General features: G+C 54.9%; 22 protein-coding genes. 9 read left to right on the top strand and 13 right to left on the bottom strand.

Translation table 11 applies throughout. The features are described 5' to 3' along the window. Nucleotides 1-3: 3 nt before the first annotated feature. Nucleotides 4-894: a calcium-binding protein gene (locus CC94_RS25020; protein WP_031430253.1), complete on the top strand. Its 891-nt coding sequence runs from the start codon at nucleotides 4-6 to the stop codon at nucleotides 892-894. A gap of 370 nt (nucleotides 895-1,264) precedes the next feature. On the opposite strand, the gene CC94_RS0106375 is transcribed toward CC94_RS25020, so the two are convergent. From CC94_RS0106375 to CC94_RS22880, 6 genes are all read right to left on the bottom strand, one after another. Then, entirely contained in the window at nucleotides 1,265-1,534 is a 270-nt protein-coding gene (locus tag CC94_RS0106375; protein WP_005374922.1) for a hypothetical protein, read from the bottom strand. A gap of 18 nt (nucleotides 1,535-1,552) precedes the next feature. After that, the gene (locus CC94_RS0106370; protein WP_031430249.1) at nucleotides 1,553-2,023 is read right to left on the bottom strand and encodes a Tse2 family ADP-ribosyltransferase toxin; all 471 of its coding nucleotides are present in this window, start codon (nucleotides 2,021-2,023) and stop codon (nucleotides 1,553-1,555) included. Between the two features lie 368 nt (nucleotides 2,024-2,391). Continuing rightward, nucleotides 2,392-2,859, bottom strand: a complete 468-nt coding sequence (locus tag CC94_RS0106365) for a papain-like cysteine protease family protein (protein WP_005374921.1) — start codon at nucleotides 2,857-2,859, stop codon at nucleotides 2,392-2,394. 259 nt (nucleotides 2,860-3,118) lie between these two features. Next, nucleotides 3,119-3,574, bottom strand: a complete 456-nt coding sequence (locus CC94_RS24235; protein WP_213069418.1) for a PIN domain-containing protein — start codon at nucleotides 3,572-3,574, stop codon at nucleotides 3,119-3,121. A 196-nt stretch (nucleotides 3,575-3,770) separates the two neighbouring features. Next, nucleotides 3,771-4,214, bottom strand: coding sequence for a DUF4952 domain-containing protein (locus CC94_RS21260; protein ID WP_051040426.1), 444 nt, complete (start codon nucleotides 4,212-4,214; stop codon nucleotides 3,771-3,773). Continuing rightward, the gene (locus CC94_RS22880) at nucleotides 4,211-5,092 is read right to left on the bottom strand and encodes a hypothetical protein (RefSeq protein ID WP_157203391.1); all 882 of its coding nucleotides are present in this window, start codon (nucleotides 5,090-5,092) and stop codon (nucleotides 4,211-4,213) included. The genes CC94_RS21260 and CC94_RS22880 overlap by 4 nt, the downstream gene beginning before the upstream one ends. Before the next feature lie 259 nt (nucleotides 5,093-5,351). On the opposite strand from CC94_RS22880, the gene CC94_RS22170 reads away from it, so the two are divergent. Both CC94_RS22170 and CC94_RS0106350 read left to right on the top strand, forming a co-directional pair. Beyond that, a complete protein-coding gene (locus CC94_RS22170; RefSeq protein WP_051911386.1) occupies nucleotides 5,352-5,732 on the top strand; it encodes a hypothetical protein in 381 nt (126 codons plus the stop codon). A 43-nt stretch (nucleotides 5,733-5,775) separates the two neighbouring features. Continuing rightward, nucleotides 5,776-6,108 (top strand): hypothetical protein, encoded by a 333-nt coding sequence (locus CC94_RS0106350; protein WP_157203390.1) that lies wholly within the window; start codon nucleotides 5,776-5,778, stop codon nucleotides 6,106-6,108. A gap of 163 nt (nucleotides 6,109-6,271) precedes the next feature. Here CC94_RS0106350 and CC94_RS0106345 read toward each other — a convergent pair whose 3' ends face one another. Both CC94_RS0106345 and CC94_RS0106340 read right to left on the bottom strand, forming a co-directional pair. Beyond that, nucleotides 6,272-6,637 (bottom strand): hypothetical protein, encoded by a 366-nt coding sequence (locus tag CC94_RS0106345; RefSeq protein ID WP_031430242.1) that lies wholly within the window; start codon nucleotides 6,635-6,637, stop codon nucleotides 6,272-6,274. After that, a complete protein-coding gene (locus CC94_RS0106340) occupies nucleotides 6,634-7,038 on the bottom strand; it encodes a DUF2829 domain-containing protein (protein ID WP_245619709.1) in 405 nt (134 codons plus the stop codon). Before CC94_RS0106340 ends, CC94_RS0106345 begins: the two co-directional genes overlap by 4 nt. A gap of 48 nt (nucleotides 7,039-7,086) precedes the next feature. Between CC94_RS0106340 and CC94_RS0106330 the strand changes: the two genes are divergently transcribed. Continuing rightward, on the top strand, nucleotides 7,087-8,058 hold the full coding sequence (locus tag CC94_RS0106330) for a glycoside hydrolase family 5 protein (protein ID WP_245619708.1): 972 nt from the start codon (nucleotides 7,087-7,089) through the stop codon (nucleotides 8,056-8,058). Between the two features lie 364 nt (nucleotides 8,059-8,422). On the opposite strand, the gene CC94_RS0106325 is transcribed toward CC94_RS0106330, so the two are convergent. Both CC94_RS0106325 and cyoE read right to left on the bottom strand, forming a co-directional pair. Further along, on the bottom strand, nucleotides 8,423-9,439 hold the full coding sequence (locus CC94_RS0106325; RefSeq protein WP_005374913.1) for a glycosyl transferase family protein: 1,017 nt from the start codon (nucleotides 9,437-9,439) through the stop codon (nucleotides 8,423-8,425). Further along, entirely contained in the window at nucleotides 9,436-10,323 is an 888-nt protein-coding gene (cyoE, locus tag CC94_RS0106320) for a heme o synthase (protein ID WP_005374912.1), read from the bottom strand. Before cyoE ends, CC94_RS0106325 begins: the two co-directional genes overlap by 4 nt. Nucleotides 10,324-10,422: 99 nt before the next feature. Between cyoE and CC94_RS0106315 the strand changes: the two genes are divergently transcribed. The 5 genes from CC94_RS0106315 (at nucleotide 10,423) to CC94_RS0106295 (ending at nucleotide 14,641) form a co-directional block, all read left to right on the top strand. Then, the gene (locus CC94_RS0106315) at nucleotides 10,423-11,775 is read left to right on the top strand and encodes a M16 family metallopeptidase (protein WP_005374911.1); all 1,353 of its coding nucleotides are present in this window, start codon (nucleotides 10,423-10,425) and stop codon (nucleotides 11,773-11,775) included. Further along, nucleotides 11,775-13,091: a M16 family metallopeptidase gene (locus CC94_RS0106310; protein ID WP_005374910.1), complete on the top strand. Its 1,317-nt coding sequence runs from the start codon at nucleotides 11,775-11,777 to the stop codon at nucleotides 13,089-13,091. Before CC94_RS0106315 ends, CC94_RS0106310 begins: the two co-directional genes overlap by 1 nt. Then, nucleotides 13,081-13,644, top strand: a complete 564-nt coding sequence (gene rsmD / locus CC94_RS0106305; protein ID WP_031430238.1) for a 16S rRNA (guanine(966)-N(2))-methyltransferase RsmD — start codon at nucleotides 13,081-13,083, stop codon at nucleotides 13,642-13,644. Before CC94_RS0106310 ends, rsmD begins: the two co-directional genes overlap by 11 nt. Before the next feature lie 253 nt (nucleotides 13,645-13,897). After that, the gene (gene coaD, locus CC94_RS0106300) at nucleotides 13,898-14,377 is read left to right on the top strand and encodes a pantetheine-phosphate adenylyltransferase (protein ID WP_031430236.1); all 480 of its coding nucleotides are present in this window, start codon (nucleotides 13,898-13,900) and stop codon (nucleotides 14,375-14,377) included. Between the two features lie 15 nt (nucleotides 14,378-14,392). Beyond that, a complete protein-coding gene (locus CC94_RS0106295; protein WP_031430235.1) occupies nucleotides 14,393-14,641 on the top strand; it encodes a YfhL family 4Fe-4S dicluster ferredoxin in 249 nt (82 codons plus the stop codon). A 66-nt stretch (nucleotides 14,642-14,707) separates the two neighbouring features. On the opposite strand, the gene CC94_RS0106290 is transcribed toward CC94_RS0106295, so the two are convergent. From CC94_RS0106290 to CC94_RS0106280, 3 genes are all read right to left on the bottom strand, one after another. Continuing rightward, entirely contained in the window at nucleotides 14,708-15,289 is a 582-nt protein-coding gene (locus CC94_RS0106290) for a Uma2 family endonuclease (RefSeq protein WP_005374906.1), read from the bottom strand. 239 nt (nucleotides 15,290-15,528) lie between these two features. Continuing rightward, on the bottom strand, nucleotides 15,529-16,302 hold the full coding sequence (locus CC94_RS0106285) for a hydroxypyruvate isomerase family protein (RefSeq protein WP_005374905.1): 774 nt from the start codon (nucleotides 16,300-16,302) through the stop codon (nucleotides 15,529-15,531). Continuing rightward, nucleotides 16,302-17,180 (bottom strand): NAD(P)-dependent oxidoreductase, encoded by an 879-nt coding sequence (locus tag CC94_RS0106280; protein ID WP_005374904.1) that lies wholly within the window; start codon nucleotides 17,178-17,180, stop codon nucleotides 16,302-16,304. The genes CC94_RS0106285 and CC94_RS0106280 overlap by 1 nt, the downstream gene beginning before the upstream one ends. Between the last annotated feature and the right edge of the window lie 65 nt (nucleotides 17,181-17,245).

Raw genomic sequence — 17,245 nt, 5'->3', positions numbered from 1 at the left:
ATCGTGCTCACGCGTACCGGTGACGACCTAGTACTGACGATTGCCGGCACCGGCGACAAGGTCACGATACAAAGCTACCTCTACAATGAGGCGGCCGGCTCTTACCGACTCGAAGAAATTCGCTTCGCCGACGGGACGGTATGGACCCTCGACACGGTCAAAACGTTGCTCATTACCGGTAACGACAGCGCGCAAACGCTGCGCGGCTATGCCACGGCGGACGTGATCGAGGCGGGCGGCGGCAACGACGCCGTGTACGGCGGAGCCGGCGACGACCTGCTGCGGGGCGGCGACGGCAACGACAGCCTGTACGGCGAAGCCGGCGACGACACCCTTGACGGCGGCGCCGGCAACGATACCCTGAATGGCGGCGAAGGAAGCGATATTCTTAGCGGTGGTCTCGGCAAAGACACTTATGTATTAACTGAAACGACGGCCGCTACCGATACTTTGCGGATAGCTGCGGGTGACAGCTTGGTGAATAATTTTGATGTGGTGACTGGTTTCAAGCTGGGCAATGGAACGGCCTCTACTGCGGGTATTGACAGACTTGATCTGGATGACTTTCTAATTGCCGCCAATGTCTCTGCTGCTGATGGCGTTGATTCAGGCATTATCCGTAGCCATAGTATCACCAATGGCTTTATCAGCTTTGATGATATAGACAGCTACACAACGCCACTTGCCCTTACGACAAGCAATTTAACTAATGTGTATAGTTATCTGCAAAGCAACATTGACACACCAGGTAGCACGGTTACTTTCACGGCCAGTGGCAACACTTATGTTTTCAAGGATGACGGCATTGACGATATGCTAATACAGTTAACGGGCATTACGGCTAACAGTATCGATACAACAGGGTTGGCAGCGGGTGCGGTATGGATTGTTTAACCTTTGCAGTCTGAAGCTGGAACCGGCAGGCAGCATACAGGCGATCGTCGCCGGCGCGTCTGTCGGGGTAATCAGCCTGACATCTTAGCGGCTGTTTGGAAATTATCAACCAAGGCTACGGCTGGTGTGGCATTTGGCCATAAACCTCAGTTCCACGATTAGAGCCCCCCAAAACCTTGCCCTATCTGGCTTGGCTTTGGAGTTTCCAAACAGCTTCTAACGTTCACCATAACCGGCGTGCCAAAGCAGGGTGCAGCGGCGCTTTGGCACGTCCGGGTTGATGGTGTTGTTAGGTCAATATATTGAATTAGAAGTCTAAAATGTTGGGGTTCGTACCTCACCCCAACCTACCGCGCTGGAGACTTTTCCTTCAATACAGTTCAAACTTACGGATGAGCTGTTCGTAACTGGGTAGATTGATTCCTTCCGCCAAGGCGCTTTCATATTCAGCCTGTAGCGCTTCCAAAACGTCGTAATACTGTTCTATCGTTTCCTGAAGATTACATTTTTCGTCAATCTTTTCATCATCCAATTCTTGGATGCTGGCGTTCAAGGCATTCAGTTCGCCATTCAAGTCATGAATCTTCGCGGCGAGTATCGGGATGACAACAGAAAGGTCTCTTTCGCTGATTGATCGCATAGGTCACCTCACATGGGGTCAAATAGAAGAAAATTTGAGGGAATCGCGCTTGTCTTCGACCGCCCTTGCAAGCGCCGACCTTGCGAGCGTGTTGAGTGCACCCTCGTAAGCGGTTTTCGTCATGGCGTTGATACACCGCAACGAATAATGATTGGGGTCGCGTTTGCTGGGAGTATGTTTGACATCTAACGATGCTGGAATTGGTGTGTCTTTGGGTAGCAGGAAATAAAACCACCCGCCATAGCCGAAACAGCCTGGGGTCCCGCTCAACGATGTTCCTTCTTTCCAGCTCACATAAGGATTATTCGATTGATTGCGGTCATTGATCCCCCGTATCCAAATAACATCATTCGTATCCTTGAAAGTGGTAACGTCTGGCGCACGGAAAGTTCCATCGCCACGTTCAAACCCTTCATATTCAGGGTGCAGGCTACCGGAGCCTTCCCGCCGGATAAAATTCTCCTGCCGTTTCGAAGTATTTTCCCCCATGCAGATGCTTTGCAGGCGCGGTATAGATCAAGCGGGATATTGGTCATGATGAGCCTTTTTAAGGTGTTATTAATCGCGTATTCGTTTCGAGCGCTGTGCGTATCCTACATGGCTTATAAATTAACAGGCTGTTGAAAAATGCAGTTCCAGAACCAAAGGATGCTACATGTTGTATTTTATGAAAAACATAAACACTGTATATGGAGAATAGCCATCAAGATTTTGCAAAAATCAACAGCCTGTTAAAGCCATCTAACGTAGAGCTAACCGGGCGTGGCCCGAAAAGCTGAAAAACAAAAACGGATTATAACTGCGCTCCGGTTGAGCGCCATGTTATGCGTCACGCAGACTTCCTCGCAATATGCTGACTAATAGCGACCAGGATCTTTTACCATAAGACAACCAGACAATTGCGATGCCAGTTTTTCATTAAACCATTTCACTGTTCCCTCCTTTTTGACACCTTGATCGGGATCGTTAAAGTAAGCCTTGCCTTTCCCTACGCCGGTCAGCACTATGATATGACCTACACCGAACCAGTAACCTGCGCACCATACTGGACCGCCATCACGGAGGTACTTAAAAAGATCATTTTCTGAATGTTGGTTTTTTACTGGAAGTTTGTAGAGCCCGACCTTCTCGGCAAGTGTTATAAATTCTGTAGGATAGAGTCCTGTGGTATCGGCAACTTCATATTTGCTTGCTACTGTGTTCATCGGGCCAGCACCTTTGCCATTTTGTTGCCAATACAGCCAAATCATGTAGGCACTGGTGTGCCAACAACAATTCGCTTTCTCTTGAGCCTCTAAAGGAACATTAAGTTGAATGCTTGGCATGGGATACTCCTGTTGGTTGAACTGAAGACGTATAACGTAGAGCTAAGCCGACCGCTGGAGCGTAGCGGAAGCGGGTCGGCTTGAGCGTATTGTTAGGCATGCGACCTATCGCGTGATTGGTTCACGCTGCTAGCCTTACGTGGTGGTAATGAAACCACTCGTTCCAAGTGGGCAGCCTGCTTTGCCATAAGATCTTCAAACATAGCGTCAGCGCTATAAGCTAAACTGGCGCGCATATTCGTCTCTAAGTGCTCGTGTTTCAGTAACAATGGGGTCTTTCCACATATTTATTCCTCGGTAAGTTCCAATGGTGTGCAGATAACGGGTGGTTCGTAACCAGGTGCCCGACAGGTAGCTTCGATTTTAGGTCTCGTATGTGCGTGCAATTCCACGTTAGCAGATACTCGATGCCATTTATAACGGCAATCAAGTTGGCTTTAGCTTGTCTAATGATAATTTCTGCCTTTTCGAAATATTCATCTGATAAAAGATGTAACGCCGCTTCTGCTATCCAGCCTTGCTTTATGGTAAATTGTGGATTTAAGCGCTCAATATGAAATCGCAGAAGATAGTCAAAGGCAGTCCCGACTAAACTATAGCGCTTTGTTAATGGTGGAGCAAGTATCTCCTTTTTGACCTGCAACTTAGGTTTTGTAAACTCACTGCTGAATCTTTCACGAATATCGGGTTTCGTCAAAAATGTTGTCGAACTCATGATATTCACTTCCCTATTAAAAAACAAATTAACTAACGTTTAAATCCAGCTCTACAACCCTATAGGTCGGGCACGCTTCTTGTGCCCGACATTTGCAGGGTTTCAATTGGGCAGCGGTTTCAGATTGTTGCAATAGCAGAGCAAGATTGCCTCCTAAACGTCGGGCAACGATGAAGCTGTTGCCCAACCTACCCGGCTAAATGTCTTCAGTTAACGTTTCCACCACAATTTCAAAGCTAGGTATGTTGCGCCATTGCTTTCGACGTTTAACGTCGGTTTCTGCTGACATCATATAAACCATGTAGGTACGACCATCGTCGCCAGTGAATTGACCTGGAGGGCTGTCCCACTGGCAGCAGGATTTTTTCAGGTGCGGCAAATTGGCTACGCGTTCAAAAAAAGCCTCGACCGCCGCCGCATGGGCACCAGCGACACGATAGACGGCTCGTAACGGCTTGCCTTGCTGACCCTTGTCCAGCTCGCATTTAATAAACAGGACGTGGGGTGGTTTTATATGCAGTCTACTCAAAAAATCTGCACACCCGAATTTTAAGGGCGCAGGTGCAGCAGAGCGCCCCATCGCGCCGGAGGCATGCGCCATTATAACGGCAAGAAGAAAAAAGCGAAAAAGTCGCATCATTGTTTCACAATAAGATGACCCACCTTTTTGCCTACGGAACCGGGCACGCGATGGGAAATTAGATAATTATAGATAGCAGTCCATTTTCCAAGCTCATGGACGGTTACGCATCCTTCTGACAAATGACCAACATGAATGTACCGACTGCTGTTCTGCATTGTTCCGTTTATGCCAATCGGAAACCAGACATCATTACCGATCATGCCGGGGGTTGCCGCCACATAGCCTGCTGTAGAAATCATTTGATGTGAATAATCGGGTGCAAGGATGATATGAGAACCCGGCGGAATGGGAGAATAACTGCCATTCCAAACGCTATTTAGGGTTACCAAAGCTGCTTGTGTATTAAAAGTTAGCGTTGCCCATTGCTGTTTTAACTTGCCCTTAAATTTCGATATTTCTTCGACTGGCTTACCTTGGTACTCCACAGTAACAGATGCCGCCCCCGCTGGACCAGCTATATCTAAATAGCGTCCAGCATTAGCATTGGTGAGAGATGCTATTTCTCCAAGAGAAATATACCCGTCCATGATTTTGAAATATGTGCGGTCTTTATCACGTCGGAGAACAGCTACTTGGGTATATTCGCACAAAGATATTCGTTGATCTGATTTGCTTAATTTTACTGTCAACCAGCCAGATGAATCAGCTCGACGAGTATATTTAATTATTACATTACCGATATGATGTGAGCCAAGAGGGCTTGGACTATTAACTATTTGCCCTGTTGCGGGCACTCTGCCTGTCGGCATTTTCAATTCTCCATTTTCTCGTTCCCAAGCTTTGCTTGCACAAACCCGTAAGGCGGAACCGGCTTTGCCAGGCTCCGTTGAATGAGTTCCGTCGAATGAGGTTTGGAATGCCGGATCGCTTGACATGCCGGCAGGCGATCCGTCAATCCTAGGCCGACAAATAAAATAAAGTTTGGCGCATCCCATCCAAGGTGCAGGGTTCGTTCGGCATCGTGATTGTTCCAAATGGCGGAACCCGGCAAAGCCGGTTCCGCCTTACGGGTTACGGGTTACGGGTTACGGGTTACGGGTTACGGGTTACGGGTTACCAGAAAAACACGGACGCCTATTTAAAGTGTGCTATTTTCTATGCTCACAACTTACTTATTCTTTTTCGGAGCGCGATATGAAATTTAAATTAACGACTCTACTCTCACTCTGCATAACTGCTTGCGCCGCACCCAACTTCGACATGTCCAAATTGGATTACGGCCCCGAGCCTTTAAATTACAAGGAGATCATTATGGAGCAATCAAAGTTGTTCGTTAATGACCCAGAATCTATTCAAGTTAAATGGGGCAATTTCCCACTTCGCAAGCATTTTATCTACAACAGATGGACTGGCGAGCGAGAGTCGCATGGGTGGATGGTTTGCTACAGCGTCAATGGCAAGAATGCCTATGGCGGATACGATGGCTTCAGCCCCCGTATGACGCTCATTAGAGAAGGAAAAGCAGTCTATACTGAATACGATGCGAGGGCTGTAAAGTCATGCACCCAATCTTAATGTAATCATGTATAATATTTTTTTATTTAATGTAGAGAATATTATGCAAAAACAAAATCTAATGAACGATCGCGCCTCCATCGCGCTGACAAAGGGCACGATCGAGAAACTGAAGAAGGCGTCGAAGGCAGGCGGCCTGAAGATGTATGAATTCGTCGACACGATGGTTGATGTGGTCATCGGCGACGAGGAGCTGCTGGACAAAGTGGTCAATGAAACGAGGCTTCGCGTCGCCAAGAGTCGCGAAGGGAAAGCGGAGCTGGTATCGAAGATCGAAAGCCTGCCGATCGATCTGCAGGAGAAGCTCAGAAACATCGATCCCAATGAATTGGAGGCGCTGCTGAAGCGCTCCGGCAGGCGGCAAGCGCAAGTCTAAAGATCTGGCATAAAAAAGGGGCGTCAGCCCCTTTTTGTTATCGCTCGTATTTCGCTTTCCATTCCTCGTTCGCCTTTCGATTTCGCCAAATCTCCCACAGCATGAACAGCTCCAGTTGAATTTGGATCCACAAATTTCTAAACCACCTTTTCACATTCTCTCCTTATAGAGTTTTTAATACAGAGTCCACCGCGATCCAATCGATATACGGTCTTTCGGCGGAGTTTATCGGTCCAATCAGCGGGGCGCCGAAAGCGGCGTCATCAATATAAAGTTGCGCATACGCTTTAGGGCTTTGGGTCCAGTTTTTTTGCGTAGGATTCTCGTTGACGCCAAATAACGGAATGTTGCGGTCAGCAAACCATTTCACTGCCTCTTCCAACTGCACGCCGCTGCGCATGGTCCACAAAATTAAGCGATGACCTGCCGCAACCAACTTCTTTAGCACCGGCTCGGCTCCAATATCGCGACCGATATTGGGGTATTCGTGCGTGACGCAGGTGCCGTCAAAATCCACCGCGATAATCATTCGACGACAACCCAATCTTCTGCGAGCATGTCGGCCTGACTGGCTAACCAGCCCGGTTGCCACTGCTTTAATGCGGTCCACATTACGATGTAGGGCTGACAATCCAGCGGCGTATCTTTACTAATGTGCTTCGCGGTCCTGTCATTGACTTTGGCGCCTGGCTCTTGCGAGTTGAAGGGCGGCAAAAATAAACCCGGCATCAATACCAGCCACATGCCTTTGCCGTTCCAACCTTGGCGGGCGACCTTTTTGCCCGCCTTCAGTGCCGCAATCGCTTCACCGAAATTCAAGCCGATTGCCGTTTTGGGATCGGCCGGCTCATAGGTCACTTCGAAAATGTCCCGTTTGCACGGGTAGATTTCGCCCTTCACGCCGGTGATCAGCAGGTCCTCGCGGGTCATCTTCATGGTCCCTTCGAGCGTCGGGATCAGGTAGCAGTCGTCGTTTTCGTGACTAATGCCATACCCCTTGTAGTCGAACGACCAGGGCATGCCGTTGACGATATTGCCTGGCTGGCCGGCGTCGGCATCAATGCGGTCAGGATTCCGGTCGGGCATTGGCTGTTCGGGCCCGATTATCCTTACCATCGCGCCTACGGCGCTGCGGCGCATCCTTTCGTCGTCGGCGGCCTCGGTATTCTCGACCGTGCTTTCGACTGGGCGGAAACCTATGGATTACAGATCGTGCTCGACCTGCACGCGGCGCCGGGTTGCCAGAACGGCTTCGATAACGGCGGCATCAAGGACGTCTGCGAATGGCATACGCGGCCGGAATATCTGGAACATTCGCTGAACGTGCTCGAAAAACTGGCCGAACGCTACCGGGGCCGTTCCGCGCTGCATGCGATCGAGGTGTTGAACGAACCCCGCTGGGACGTCCCGACCGACTATCTGAAGCGCTACAGCCAGTCGGGCTATGAAAGAATCCGGAAGCATTGCCGGCCCGAAGACGTCGCGGTCGTTTTTCATGACGGTTTCCGTTCGTTCCGCGAATATACCGGATTTATGGCCGGGCCCGAATTCGGGAATGTGGTGTTCGATATCCATCGTTACCAGTGTTTCGACCGCGCCGACATCGACCTGGACATCTACGGGCATATCGAAAAATCGGCCATTACCTGGAAACAGGAAGCCGACGAGATTATTCGGGAACTGCGCCTGCCGACCTATGTCGGGGAATGGAGCTTGGGACTTAACCCGCATGTGGTTTCTTTGTGGGAGGAAGGCCCCTTCAACTATACTCTCGAGCACATGGATAGATTCCAAATGGATGTCGGCTACCGCGCCTACGCGGCTGCGCAGGTGGCCACCTTCGAAAAATATCTCGGCTGGTTTTTTTGGACCTACAAAACCGAAACCGCGCCGGAATGGTGCTTCCGGGAATGCGTCGAAAGAGGCTGGCTGCCGGCGCGGTTTGATTGATAAAGCTCATTATCCGCTCCGCAGCCTTACCCAGCCCAGAAGCTCCTGAGCGGGACGGGGTTTATAACCCCGTCCCCCACGTTTGAAGACCTACCGCCAGCATAAAATCATCGTCTGTGTTCGCGCGATCTAAATGTTACGGACGGGATAAATATCCCGTCCGGCGCCTGTATCTTAAGGGTTCAGCCCCGTAGGGTACGCTGTGCGTACCTTTCGACATGGATGGTACGCACAGCGTACCCTACGGGGTTGGACTTAACGGCAGGGCACCCTTCAGAAGGTGAGGACTTTCCTACACGGGAGATGAAAATGCTCTAGCGGCGAGAAAAGCCAAAACGATAGGGAATAAGCCTACCCGGACAGTTTATGTTTTACCTTTATTGCGGCGTTCCCAATATATTGCCGCCAGTTGCTGCGCGGCCTCCTGTGTATCCGCCTTGCCCAGCAGTTTCAAGGCGACGGCGCACGTGCCTATGACGGAGGCCTCGGCAAATTCGTCCCGCGCTTCGCCTCGCCAGACTTTGACCAGTTGGGCCGGATCGAGCGTTTCGGGTTTGACGTGGCGCTTCGCAAATAAGGCCGGCCATTCCTCGTCGAACAGTTCGCCGCAATGCACGCTTTGCACGAGGCAGCTCATGTCCGGATTACGCTCGGTCTCGCCGCCTTCGCCTTTCAGCACGGCGGCGTGCGGCTGCTTCAGCAACTGCGCGGCGAGTTGGTGCACGGGCCGGTAGCCGGGATGGAAGATGCCCTGGATGCTGTAGTCGGCGTCGAGCGGGTTCAACAGCCGCACCAGCGTGTGTACCGGCGAACGCAGGCCCAGAATCGGGCGCAGTTCGATGATCTCGTGCAGTTTCGGGCAGAAATGTTCCAGGGGCAGATAGCTGAACGAACGTTCGGCCAACTGTCGTTTGGCCTCGGCGATCGAGTGCGCGGGCGAAAGCCCCAGCACGTCGAGCATGTCTTCGGTATAAAGCCGTCCGGTCGCCGGTCCCTTGGCGCCGTGCATCAAAACCTTCACGCCGTTTTCGGCGAGCAGGAGCGCCGACAGCAGATACCAGGGCAGATGCCGACGTTTGCCCGCGTAGGTCGACCAGTCCAGATCGGCGAGATTCTGCGTGTCGCCCACAGTGAACGACTCGCGCGCGGCCTGCGCGAAACCGGCCAGCTCTTCCGGCGTTTCTTCCTTCACCCGCATCAGCATCAGAAAGGCGCCGAGTTGGATCGGCAGCACTTCGTCCGCCAGGATCATCCGCATCGCCCGGTAGGCTTCATCCTGCGTCAGCGGGCGCGAGCCGTGCTTGCCCTTGCCGAGAATCCGGATGGTTTCGGCAAACGGATGTTCGGGCGAAGACGTTTGCAAGTGGTGGGAGAAAGTCATGGTCTTATCATGACATAATGATCGAGCAGCAGCACCGCGAACAGCACGGTGAGGTAGATGATCGAATAGGCGAAGGTCTGCATCGCGGTCTTGTTGTCCTTCCGCCGCATCATCAGCACGGCGTAATAAATGAAGATCGATCCCAACAGTACCGCCGCGGCGAGATAAATCAGGCCGGACATGCCGGTCAGATACAGCAGCACGGTCACGATCAGCAGCAGCACCGTATACAGCAGAATCTGCAGGCGCGTGAATTCGTTGCCGTGGGTCACCGGCAGCATCGGAATGTTCACTTTGGCGTACTCTTCGCGCCGGGCGATCGCGAGTGCCCAGAAATGCGGCGGCGTCCAGACGAAGATGATCAGCATCAGCAGCAGCGCGTAAGGATGTACTTGGTTGGTCATCGCGGCCCAGCCCAAGAGCGGCGGAGTCGCCCCGAAGATGCCGCCGATCACGATGTTTTGCGGGGTCAACCGTTTCAGGTAGACGGTGTAAATGAACGCATAGCCGAACAGCGATACAAAGGTCAAAACCGCGGTCAGCACGTTGACCTTAGTTACCAGCAGCGCCATCGACGCGATGCCGAGAACTGCGGCGAACGCGATCACTTGTGACGCGGAAAGTTCGCCTTTGGGCAGCGGCCGGTTTTCGGTCCGGCGCATTTCAGCGTCGGCCTTGCGGTCGATAAACTGGTTAATCGCGGCGGCCGAAGAGGCGGCCAAAGCGATCCCGACAACACTGTAAGCCAGCGTGTCCAGCGGCGGCATGCCGGGCACCGCCAGCAGCATGCCGACGATCGCGGTAAACAGCATTTCCAGGACCACGTTCGGTTTGCACAGGGTCAGGTATTTTTTCCAGGCCAGGGCCGGAGAGAGGCTCGTCATCGTAAATCACACCATCTTTCACAATTCTTATAGAATACAGGGAACGCTAGCTGATGGAAATAGTCGGAAGCGCTAACATTGGGTCAACAAGAGGGAGTCATGAAAAAGCGATTATTTTGTGCGATAGTGCTGGGCCTGCCGGTTTGCGCCGGCGCCGCAGAGCCGAAAGTTTCGGAGCATCAACTGAAAAACGGCCTGAAAGTCCTGGTCCAGGAGGATCACCGCTCGCCGGTCGTGGTGTCGCAGGTCTGGTACAAGGTCGGTTCCAGTTACGAGCCGGGCGGCATCACCGGCATCTCGCACATGCTGGAACATATGATGTTCAAAGGTACAGACAAATTGAAGCCGGGCGAGTTCTCGCGGATCATCGCCGAAAACGGCGGCGAGGAAAACGCGTTTACCGGCACCGACTATACCGCTTATTTCCAGACCATGAACGCTTCCAGGCTGGCGGTCAGCTTCGAACTGGAAGCCGACCGGATGCGGCACCTGCACCTGTTGCCCGAAGAATTGAAAAAAGAACTGGAAGTCGTGACCGAAGAGCGGCGAATGCGCACCGAAGACAATCCGCAGGCGAAAGTCGGCGAATATTTCTCGGCCGCGGCCTATACCAACAGTCCCTACCAGCATCCGGTAATCGGCTGGCCGAGCGATATCGCCCATTACACGGTCGAGGATCTGAATGCCTGGTACCAGCGCTGGTATGCGCCGAACAATGCGACCCTGGTCGTGGTCGGCGATGTCAAGGCCGACGAAGTGTTTGCGCTGGCCGAAAAATATTTCGCCGAATTGAAGCCGAGCGAAATCAAGCCGATCAAACCGCAAACCGAAGTGCCGCAACTCGGCGTGCGCAAGATCACCGTGAAGGTGCCGGCCAAGCTGCCGTATCTGGCGATGGGCTACAAAGCGCCTTCGCTGGCGACTGCGGCAGAGGACTGGGAAGCCTATGCGCTGGAAGTGCTGGCCGGCGTACTGGACGGCGGCAACAGCGCGCGGCTGTCTTCGCGCCTGGTGCGCGGCAAACAGATCGCGGTCAGCGCGGGCGCGGGTTATAGCCTGGCTTCGAGGCTGTCGACTTTGTTCGAACTGGAAGGCACGCCGGCGGAAGGCAAAAAGATCGGCGATCTGGAAGCCGCGCTGAAAAAAGAAATCGCGGAACTGCAAAAAACGCTGATCGGCAAGGAAGAACTGGAGCGGATCAAGGCGCAGGTGCTGGCCAATCAGGTCTATCAGCGCGATTCGAACTTCTACCAGGCAATGCAGCTCGGCATGTTCGAAACGGTCGGGCTCGGCTGGCCGAAGGTCGACGAATACGTCAAAAGAATCCAGCAGGTCACCGCCGAGCAGGTGCGCGACGTCGCGAAAAAATACCTGATCGAGGACCATTTGACCGTGGCCTATCTGGAACCGCAACCGATCAACGAACCAGCCGTCCACAAGGGAGACAAGTAATGCGTAACAGTTTATGGGGATTATTCTTGCTCGCGGTCAGTCAGGCCGTCTGGCCGTCGGTCAACATCGAGCATTGGCAGACCGCGCAAGGTTCCCGGGTTTTTTTCGTGCATACCGACGGCTTGCCGATTGCGGACATCGTGATCGATTTCGATGCGGGCAGCGCGCGGGACGGCAAACGGGCGGGGCTGGCGGCGCTGACTTCGAACGTGCTGGACACGGGCGCCGGCCAATGGAATGCGGACCGGATCGCCGAACGCTTCGAGAGCGTCGGGGCGCAGTTCGGGACGAGCATTTCGAATGACACCGCCAGCGCCACGCTGCGTACGCTGACCGAAAAGCCGCTGTTCGACAAGGCGATCGAAACGCTGCATGTGATTCTGACCAAGCCGACATTCAACGAGGCCGACTTCCAGCGCGAGAAAAAACGGACGCTGGCCGGGTTGAAGCTGCGCGAAGAATCGCCCGGCGATCTGGCCGACATCGCTTTTTCGAAGGCGCTGTACGGCGAGCATCCCTATGCGCATCCGGAGAGCGGGCTGATCGAAACGGTGGCTCCTTTGAAAGCGGCCGATCTGCGCGCCTTCTACCGGCAATATTACGTGGCCGCGAATGCGGTCGTCGTGCTCGTCGGCAACCTGAGCCGCGAGCAGGCCGAAGCCACCGTCGCCGCTTTGTTGAAGGATCTGCCGGCCGGGCAAAAGGCCGCGCCGCTGCCCGATGTGGCGATGCCGGCAAAGGCGACCAGCCAGTATACCGCGTATCCTTCGACTCAGACCCATGTGCTGGTCGGGCTGCCCGGCATCGACCGCAAGGATCCGGATTTTTTCAGCCTGTTCGTCGGCAATCACATTCTCGGCGGCAGCGGACTGGTGTCGAAACTGTTCGACGAAATCCGCGAGAAGCGCGGGCTGGCCTACAGCGCCTACAGCGCCTTCAAACCGATGCTGAAAAAAGGGCCGTTCGTGCTCGGGCTGCAAACGCGCAACGACCAGACCGGGGAAGCACTGAAGGTGTTGAACCAGACGCTGGCCGACTTTATCGCGAAAGGCCCGACCGAAGCGGAATTGACCGCCGCGAAGAAAAACATCACCGGCGGCTTTCCGATGCGCTTCGACACCAACAAGAAGCTCGCCAATTATGTCGCGATGATCGGCTTTTACGATTTGCCGCTCGATTATCTGGATACCTTTACGCAAAAGGTTAACGCGGTCACGGTCGCCTCGATCGTCGATGCGTTCAAACGCCATGTCGACCTGAATTTGTTGCAGACCGTGACCGTCGGCGGCGACGCGCAGGCGAAAAGTGGCCAATAAGGTCAGGATCATCGGCGGCGAATGGCGCAGCCGCCTGCTGCGCTTTGAGGATGTGCCGGGACTGCGGCCGACGCCGGGCCGCGTTCGCGAAACCCTGTTCAACTGGCTGCAATACGACATTGCTGGCAGCCGCTGCCTGGACTTGTATGCCGGCAGCGGCGCGCTGGGCTTCGAGGCCGCCTCGCGCGGCGCGAAAGAGATCGTGCAGGTCGAAAGCGATGCGACGGCCTGCAAAAATCTGCGCGCGAATGCGGCCGCGCTGGGATCGAACCGGAACCGTATTGTGGAAAAGGAGGTGGAGCGGTTCCTGTCCGGACCGGCGGAAGCCTTCGATCTGGTGTTTCTGGATCCGCCGTTCGCGAAAAACCTGGCGCTGATAACCTGCCGGCTGCTGGAGCAAAACGGCTGGCTGGCGGACCCAGCGCGGATTTATGTCGAAGCCGAGGCCGGTCTGGCGCTTGAGGGGCTGCCGGACAACTGGGAATTGTTGAAGTACAAAACGGCGGGCGAGGTGGCTTACCGGTTATTCGCCCGGCACTTGCAGTCAGCATAAACCCCTCTTCCTGAGGGATAATGCCGCTCAATTAGGGCATTACGTAGGCCGGATAAGCGAAGCGCATCCGGCTCGGCGTGGTGGATGCGCTTCGCTTATCCACCCTACGGCCCATTCACTTAACGGCATTGCCCTGAGGGAAGGAGAGGGAAAGGGCATCAAAATCGAAATTTTCTTTCGCCTGCCGCGTCGATTCCTTTACATGGCATCTTGGGTTAAAATCGCCGCTTTTTAAAACCCCATTCCCAAGCCCATGAAAACCACCGCGATCTATCCCGGCACCTTCGACCCGATCACGCGCGGGCATCTGGATCTGATCGCCAGGGCATCCAAATTGTACGACAGGATCATCGTCGCGGTCGCGCTGAACAAGGGCAAGACGCCGCTGTTCTCAATGGTTGAGCGCGTCGAGCTGGCCGCCGCGGTCACGACCGAATTTCCGAACGTCGAGGTCAGCGGCTTCGATACCCTGCTGGTCGAATTCGCCCGGAAGCAAGGCGCGCACGTGATCTTGCGGGGCCTGCGCGCGGTGTCCGACTTCGAATACGAGTTCCAGCTGGCTGGCATGAACCGCCGGCTGGCGCCCGAGCTCGAAACAGTGTTTCTGACGCCCGCCGAACAATATGAATTTATTTCTTCGAGCATGATCAGAGAGATAGCGCAACTGAAAGGGGATGTCTCCAGCTTCGTTCCCGATCTCGTGCACCAGCGTTTAATCGAAAAATTCAGTTAGGAGTAGCAACCCACCATGGCCCTTAAAATCAGCGACGAGTGCATCAACTGCGATGTCTGCGAGCCTGAATGCCCGAACGGCGCCATTTCCCAAGGCGAAGAGTTTTACGTGATCGATCCCCAACTGTGCACCGAATGCGTCGGCCATTACGGCGAGCCGCAATGCATGGCGGTCTGTCCGGTCGACTGTATCGACAAGGATCCCGAGCGTCCCGAAGACAAGGAATCGTTGTATCAGAAATATCTGAAGCTGACGGCGGCTTGAGAGCTGTAGGGCGTTTTCGCGATAGCAAAACGCCAACATTATTCAAGGCTATGGCGGATTGCTTGGCTACGGGCTTGGCTTCCTTACCTCCGGCACCCACAAGTCATCGAGTTGCAAAACCACTTCGGCGAACGGTGCTGCACGTACTTTGTCGTCGTCTTTCCAGGTGCCTTCGAGCAGCCAGTGGCCGTCGGCTAGACTGTAAACTTCCAACGTGCGGATATCGGGATCGAGCAGCCAGAGCCAGTTGATCTGTTGCGCGGCGTAAATCGGCATTTTGACGGCGCGGTCGATGCGCGCGGTACCGGGCGACAGCACTTCGCAGACCCAGTCGGGGGCGAGGCTGAAATAGGCTTCTTCTGGCAATGCCGGCATGCGTTCGCGCCGCCAGCCAGCGATGTCCGGGACCAGAATATGCGGTCCCAAATGCAATTCCGGCTCGAACAGAATCCACCAGCCGCCGGGGCCGCCGCGCCCGTAATGAAACGGATCTCCGAATCGCATACTGAGCCCGGAGATCGCCAAAGCGTGTTTGGGTGCCGGCCGGGGTTGGGTGATCAGTTGGCCGTGAATGATTTCGCCGATCACATGATCGGGCAGGTCGAAGAGGTCTTCGTAGGTGGCGAAGCGCTGCGCGGGTTGGTTCATGGTCTGCCTCGAATTTCCATCCGGTATCGATGGGTTTATCTTACCAGACATGAAGTTGCTTCCTACATCCCAGCAGATTAAAGATGCGTAGGATGTGCTGAACGAAGCGAAGCGCATCAAGAGCCCTTCAGGATATCGTTCGCGATCGATACCCTGAAGGGCACTCGGTGCGCCTCCTGACGTCGGCACATCCTACAGTTTACTTATTCGGATAATGGTGCCCAATACCGTACCGGTCATCAAGCATAATTCAGCCAGCCGAAGCTTGCGGAAGTCTCGCCGATAGGTTTGTATTCCGCGCCAACCCAGCCGCCGTATCCCGACCGGTCGATCGCCGAAAACAGCGCCGTCCAATCGGCCTCGCCGGAGCCGGGCTGCCCCCGTCCGGGGCAATCGGCGAACTGGATATGGCCGATGCGGCCGGCATGTTCCGCGATAAACGCGGCCGGATCCTCGCCCATCCTGAGCATGTGGTAAATGTCGTATTGCAGGCAGATATCCGCCCGCTGCAGTTCGTCCTGCACCGCCAGCAGCTTCGCGCTCGTGTCGATAATAAAGCCGGGCATGTCGAGGCTGTTGATCGCTTCGAACACCGTTTTGACGCCCAAAGGCTTGAACATGTCGGCGGTCAGGCACAGATTGCGTTTGAAAGTGGCAAGGTAGGCGTCTAGGCGCGAGGGATCGAGGCAGCGGCCGGGCAATACGTTGATCGCGGCGGGCCGCAGCACTTGCGCATAACCGACCGCCAGCGCGAGCGCTTCCCGGAACCGGGTCTGTTTTTCCGGCACGCAGGCCAGCCCTTCGCCGCCTTGCAGCAAGTCGCCGGCCGGCACGTTGAACAGGACCAGTTGGAGATCGTGCTCGTCCAGTTTTCGCCGAATCGTCTCGGCTTCGAGTTCATAGGGGAACTGGATTTCGACCGCGCGAAAGCCGGCCGCACGCGCGGCCGCGAAACGGTCGATCAATTCGACTTCGGTGAACAGCAGGCTCAGGTTGGCCGAAAAACGCAGCATCAGTCTTTCCTGTAAAGTTTGATCAGGGTGGCCGGATCCTGCTCCAGATAGCCGTGGCTGCCGTGCAACTGCATCAGCTGCGCGGCGAGCCCGGACATCGGCAACGCGTTTCCGGTTTGCTTGGCCAGCTCGGCCGCCATCTGCAAGTCTTTCAATAAAGTCTTCACGCGCCATTTGACCGGCTCGAATTGTTCGAGCGCCATTTCGGGGCCGGCGATCTGCAGCGGCTTCGAGTCCGCAAAGCCGCCGGCCAGCGCCGCCGGAATTTTCTCCGCCTCGACGCCGGCCTGCTTCGCCAGCGCGATCATTTCCGCGATCACCAGCATGTTGCAGCTTACAATCATCTGGTTGCAGATTTTGGTGATCTGGCCGCTGCCGACCGGGCCCATGTGAGTCAGTTGCTTGTACAGCGGCTTTAGCATCTCGCGGGCGATCTCGATATGGGCGGGTTCGCCGCCGGCCATGATCGCGAGCGAGCCCTGTTCGGCGCCGCTCACGCCGCCCGATACCGGCGCATCGACCCAGCCCATCCCGCAGTGGTCGTGCAGCGCGGCCGCAAACGCACGGGTGCGGTTCGGGTCGATGCTGGACAGGTCGATTACCAGCTTGTCCGGCGCTCCGTGATTCAGGATGCCGTGATGGAGCGCCCATTCGACCGCCGGCGTGTCGGCCAGGCAGATAATCGCCACGTCGGAAGCGCGCACCAGCGCCGCGATGTCCGGCATCGCGGCTGCGCCGGCGGCGATCACGGGCTGGAGTTTCGCCGGGCTGCGGTTCCAGACGTTGACCCGGAAGCCGTGCTGCAGCAGCCGCAGCGTCATCGGTTTGCCCATCAGGCCGATGCCGATGAAGCCGAGAATAGGGAGTGAGTGTGGCATGAATCGTTGTAGTGGCGGAGGTTTTGAATCGTTCAGGGCGGTTTAACTGGAACGCCCGGTTTTTT

Origin of the sequence: Methylomicrobium agile, assembly GCF_000733855.1 — a bacterium.
Classification (GTDB): Bacteria; Pseudomonadota; Gammaproteobacteria; order Methylococcales; family Methylomonadaceae; genus Methylomicrobium; species Methylomicrobium agile.
Note: the sequence above shows the minus strand (reverse complement) of the source record. Positions and strands in the feature narration are given on the sequence as shown.